Source organism: Nitriliruptor sp., assembly GCF_040882075.1.
Lineage (GTDB): Bacteria > Actinomycetota > Nitriliruptoria > Nitriliruptorales > Nitriliruptoraceae > Nitriliruptor.
Genome location: NZ_JBBEBZ010000062.1, coordinates 1 through 4,458, shown reverse-complemented (window position 1 = coordinate 4,458; position 4,458 = coordinate 1). Strand labels below are relative to the sequence as shown.

Below are 4,458 nucleotides of genomic sequence, written 5' to 3'. Positions count from 1 at the left end.
CGCGACGGCCCGGCGACACGCGACGGCCCGTCCTCCCGCGACGGGCCCGACCCGGGCGAGAGCCGCACGCCACATGACCGAGCGACCCGCGCTCCGACCCACGACCTGCTCCCGTTCTGACGGTGACACGGCCGCAACCGCGATCGCGCCACGCCCAGCCCGCTCACCCCGCTCACCCCGCCACCCACTCGGTGCGCGGGGTGGTGGCGCGTCACAGGTAGCGGGCAACGAGCTGGTCGACGAACGCGTCGAGCCGGTCGAGGGCGCCGAGGTGGTCGACGACGCGGTCATCGATGACCTCGGCGTAGCGGTGGACGAGGACGTTACGGAAGCCGACCGCACGGGCGACGGCCTCTGTCACCTCGGCCTCCACCACACCGTGTCGCGCCAGCTCACGGATCGCGTCGGCGTTCGCATCCGGCGCTCGGTACCCCTCGGTCGCGACGCAGCAGCCAAGCGAGCCGTTCGGCGTCGAGCATCAGCCGAGGTCCCTGGCGGCGCGTGCGCGTCGAGCCGCGGCGACGTCCCGGCGTGCCTGGTCGACGCGAGGACGCTCGTCGAGGAAGATCTTCCGGGTCATCGCCTGCCACTCGACCCGCGCTGGCGGGTCGTCGTCGAACAGCAACGTGCCCGACATCGCGAGGCGGGCACCCACCACGTGCCGGTCCCGCACGTGCCGGGTCCGTGCACGTGTCGTACGGGAACGAGCCGTGGCGGGCCGACGCCGACTACCGTTGGCCGGCTGACTCGCCCTGTCCCGAGGTGCTCCCCTGTCCCGCTCTGCCACGCGCGTGTCGGGCGCGCCGCCCGCTGTCCGCCTCCGTCAGGTGGTCAAGCGGTTCGGTGAGCTCACCGCGGTCGATCACCTCGACCTCGAGGTCCCCGCGGGGGCCTGCTTCGGCCTGCTCGGTCCGAACGGGGCGGGGAAGTCGACGACGATGCGGCTGCTGACCGGCCAGGCCATCGCCGACGAGGGGGTCGTCGAGGTCCTCGGCCACGCCCTGCCAGCCGAGAGCAAGGCTGCCCGGGCCCGCTGCGGCGTCGTGCCGCAGGTCGACGACCTCGACGACGAGCTGACCGTCGCCGAGAACCTCGGCGTCTACGCCCGGTTCCACGGCATCCGACGTGCCGACCGCGCCGTAGCGGTGGCGCGTGGCCTGGCGATCGCGGAGCTGAGCGACCGCGCCGATACGCCCTCGGAGGACCTCTCGGGTGGGATGCGTCGCCGGCTGCTGATCGCTCGCGGGCTGCTGCACCGACCCGAGCTCGTGCTGCTCGACGAGCCGACCGTCGGGCTCGATCCGCAGGTCCGTGCGCAGCTGTGGACCACCGTCGACGCCATCCGCGACGCCGGCGCCACGGTGGTGCTGACGACCCACTACATCGAGGAGGCTGAGCGGCTGTGTGATCAGGTCGCGATCGTCCACCGCGGACGGATCGTCGCGCAGGGCGCGCCCGCGGACCTGGTCGCCACCCACGTCGGGACCGAGGTGCTCGAGCTGCCCGGCCGCGGTGACGACCTCGTGACCGTGACGGCCGAGGTCCGAGCTGCCGGCTTCGCGACCCGATCCGCGGGGACGGCCGTCGCGGTGCTCGGCGCCGAACGCCTGGGTGACCGCTTCGCGGGGCGGGGTCGGCGTCGAGCGGCCACGCTCGAGGACGTCTTCGTGGTCCTGACCGGTGAGCTGCTCGATGGTGGCGCCGCGCCCTCGACCGGCGACCTCGAGGTGGCACGGTGACCGGGACACCGCTCGCGCCGACCCGCCCGCCGGTCCCGCGCCGGTTCGAACCACGTGCCGTCGGCGCCATCCTCCACCGCGAGTGGCGGGTGTTCCGCCGCGTCTGGTTCTCGACCGCGTTCGGCTCGCTCGCCGAGCCGGTCCTCTACTTCGTCGCGTTCGGGTACGGCTTCGGGGCGCTCGTCGCGGAGGTCGCGGGGCTCGACTACCTCGACTTCATCGCGACCGGCGCGATCGCCATCGGGATCCTGTTCTCGAGCGCCTTCCCCGGCCTGATCAACGGCTACTTCCGTCGCAAGGAGCAGCACCTCTACGACGGGATCCTCGCGGCGCCGGTGTCCGTCGCCGAGATCGTGACCGGCGAGGCGCTGTGGAACGCCTGCCGCGTGACGGTCGTGGCGATCCTGACCACCCTCGTCGCGTTCGCGTTCGGGGTCCGCCCCGGACCGGGCGTGCTGCTCGTGCCGGCGGTGTCGGTGGTCGCCGGGTTCGGTTTCGCGGCCGCGGGTGCGGCCTTCGGAGCGTTGCTGCGCTCGACCCACGGGTTCGATTTCGTGATCGTGGGCGTGATCGTGCCGATGTACGTCATCGCCGGGACGTTCTTCCCGCTGGACACTCTGCCCTCGTTCATGGCGACCATCGGTCAGTTCAACCCGCTGACCCACGTCGTCGAGCTGCTCCGCATCCTGACCTTCGGGACCGGCACGGTCGTCGACGCGCTCGGCCACCTCACCGTGGTGTTGGCCTTCGACCTGCTCGCGTGGTTCGCCGCGGTTCGCCTCCTGCGACGCGCCCTCGTCAGCTGACCGGGTCCGGACCGCGGAGGACGATGCCGCGGAAGCCGTGCCACAGCAGGTCGGTGAGACGCTCGAGGAGCACCTCGCGCGGGACGTCGCGGGCATCGAGCCAGCGGTCCCCGACCAACTGCACCATGCCGACCATCCCGACCCCCCAGGTCCGTGCGGGCTCGGGATCGAGGCGCGCCCCGGTCAGCTCACGGGCGACGGCGCCGACGACCTGATCGCAGACCACCGTCATCGCGTCGTCGATGGCGCTCCGCGCGCCGAGGCGTTCGGAGGGAGCGACGCGGGTCACGAACCGGTGCAGGTGCGGGTCGCGCTCGAGGAAGGCCAGGTAGGTCGCCATCACGCTGCGGATGCGCTCGCGCGGGTGGCGCTGCTCGGCGAGGGCGGTGCGCAGCTCGTCGGTCAGCCGGCGGGCGTGGCGTTCGGCGACCGCGTCGAGCAACCCGCCCCGGTCGACGAAGTGGCGGTACAGGACGGGTTTGGTGATGCCTGCCTCGGCGGCCAGCGCCTCCATCGACACCTCGGGACCGTCGCGACGGATCGCACGATCGGCGGCGTCGAGCAGTTCGGTCCGCCGCGCCGCACGCGCCGTCGCGCGCCCCGTCTCGGTCGTCGCGCTCACCTCGTCGTCCCCCTCGGTCGGCCGCCGGCCCGCCGCTGCGCTGGTCCCGCGACCTGACGCGTGACTCAGGTTGCTACGCCCCGCCCGTCACCGTTAGCGTCCGTTGGCGTTACCGACGGTAACACCCCATCGCGTCCCGGGAGGACCGCCGTGCCGTTCGACCTGAAGCTCACCGAGGAGCAGGAAGCCGCCCGCAGCTGGGCCCACGATTTCGCCCGCAAGGAGATGCGCGAGGCGACCGTCGACGGCGTCGCTGCCCACCGGCACTACGACGAGGTCGAGGAGTTCCCCTGGCCCATCGTGCAGAAGGCCGCGGAAGTGGGACTCTACGGCCTCGAGTACTACCAGATGGCCGGTCAGGACCCGACCGGGCTCACCCAGGCCCTCATCATCGAGGAGCTGTTCTGGGGCTGCGCCGGCATCGGCCTGGCCATCTTCGGCTCCGGCCTGGCGCTGGCAGGACTGGCCTCGACCGGCACGGGCGACCAGATCGCCGAGTGGGCACCGCGCATCTTCGGCACCCCCGACGACATCAAGGTCGGTGCGTACGCGGTCTCCGAGCCGGGCGCGGGTTCGGACGTGAGCAAGATCCGCACCAAGGCCACCAAGGTCGAGGGCGGCTGGCTGCTCAACGGTGAGAAGATCTGGATCACCAACGGCGGTATCGCCGACGTCCACGTCGTGGTCGCCACGGTCGACCCGACGATCGGTCACCGCGGTCAGGCGTCGTTCATCGTGACCGGTGACGCCGACGGCTTCGCGCAGACCAAGAAGACCAAGAAGCTCGGGATCCGCGCCTCGCACACCGCCGAGCTCGCGCTCACCGACTGCTTCGTGCCCGACGAGCAGCTGCTCGGCGGACAGGACAAGCTCGACGCCAAGATCGACGCGGCGCACAACCCCGACAAGAAGAAGAAGACCGGTGGCGCGCTGTCCACCTTCGAGGCGACCCGCCCGATCGTCGGGATGCAGGCCGTCGGGATCGCGCGTGCCGCCTTCGAGGCGTCGATCCAGTACGCCATGGAGCGCGAGACCTTCGGCGTCCCGATCATCCGCCACCAGGCCATCGCCTTCAAGCTCGCCGATATGGCGACCGAGATCGATGCGGCCCGCCTGCTGTGCTGGCGCGGGATCAACATGGGCACGACCTGGACGCCGTTCAAGCACGGTGAGGGGTCGATGGCCAAGCTCCACGCTGGGCGTACCGCAGTCCACGTCACCGACGAGGCCATCCAGATCCACGGTGGGTTCGGCTACTCACGCGAGTTCGACGTCGAGAAGTTCCACCGTG

5 protein-coding genes and 1 pseudogene are annotated in these 4,458 nt (G+C 71.6%); 3 read left to right on the top strand and 3 right to left on the bottom strand.

What is annotated here, in order from left to right; all coding sequences use genetic code 11:
- Positions 1-211: 211 nt before the first annotated feature.
- Both WEB03_RS02895 and WEB03_RS02890 read right to left on the bottom strand, forming a co-directional pair.
- Positions 212-430: pseudogene (locus WEB03_RS02895) on the bottom strand (HepT-like ribonuclease domain-containing protein); the annotation flags it as partial.
- Positions 431-478: 48 nt separating this feature from the next.
- Entirely contained in the window at positions 479-673 is a 195-nt protein-coding gene (locus WEB03_RS02890) for a hypothetical protein (protein ID WP_368069467.1), read from the bottom strand.
- A gap of 154 nt (positions 674-827) precedes the next feature.
- On the opposite strand from WEB03_RS02890, the gene WEB03_RS02885 reads away from it, so the two are divergent.
- Together WEB03_RS02885 and WEB03_RS02880 are read left to right on the top strand one after the other, a co-directional pair.
- A complete protein-coding gene (locus WEB03_RS02885; protein WP_368069466.1) occupies positions 828-1,739 on the top strand; it encodes an ABC transporter ATP-binding protein in 912 nt (303 codons plus the stop codon).
- A complete protein-coding gene (locus WEB03_RS02880; protein WP_368069465.1) occupies positions 1,736-2,545 on the top strand; it encodes an ABC transporter permease in 810 nt (269 codons plus the stop codon). Before WEB03_RS02885 ends, WEB03_RS02880 begins: the two co-directional genes overlap by 4 nt.
- On the opposite strand, the gene WEB03_RS02875 is transcribed toward WEB03_RS02880, so the two are convergent.
- A complete protein-coding gene (locus WEB03_RS02875; RefSeq protein WP_368069464.1) occupies positions 2,538-3,167 on the bottom strand; it encodes a TetR/AcrR family transcriptional regulator in 630 nt (209 codons plus the stop codon). The genes WEB03_RS02880 and WEB03_RS02875 overlap by 8 nt on opposite strands.
- A 150-nt stretch (positions 3,168-3,317) precedes the next feature.
- Between WEB03_RS02875 and WEB03_RS02870 the strand changes: the two genes are divergently transcribed.
- Positions 3,318-4,458: acyl-CoA dehydrogenase family protein (locus WEB03_RS02870; RefSeq protein ID WP_368069463.1), on the top strand; the 1,141-nt coding region annotated here is incomplete at its 3' end.